Source organism: Caulobacter sp. 10L414 (assembly GCF_056395525.1).
On the sequence record NZ_JBFTJR010000152.1, the window covers coordinates 1 to 407 of the forward strand.

1 protein-coding gene is annotated in these 407 nt (G+C 69.8%); it reads right to left on the reverse strand.

Translation table 11 applies throughout. The features are described 5' to 3' along the window. On the reverse strand, positions 1–407 hold a 407-nt coding region (locus AC1DCG_RS25160; protein WP_477041761.1), incomplete at both ends, for a hypothetical protein.

Below are 407 nucleotides of genomic sequence, written 5' to 3' on the forward strand. Positions count from 1 at the left end.
CTGCTGACCTGTGCCGAATGGCCGTCCGCCGCTGCCGTCACGGGGAAGGTGGCGTCGCCGGTGGTCCACGACCAGTTGGTCAGGTCGGCGATCCCATCGACCCCATCCGAGCGGCGCACGGCTGCGGTCACGGTCTGCGCCGCCCCGCCAGCGGTCAGGGTCAGGTTCGACGGCGACAGGGTCAGCGTGTATGACTTTGCCGGCGCGGCCTGCACGACCAGATGGGTGACCGAGGTAGCGCGGCTGCCATCGGCCAACGTCGCCGTGGCGGTGATGTCGACCTCCCCGGCGTTCCGGGTCTGCACGGTGGCGTAGGTGCCGACGAATACCGATGCCGAGACGCCCGTCGGCGCCTTGTCCGAAGCCGCCGTGACTACGGCGACCGATTCATCGGAAGACGTCCAGGC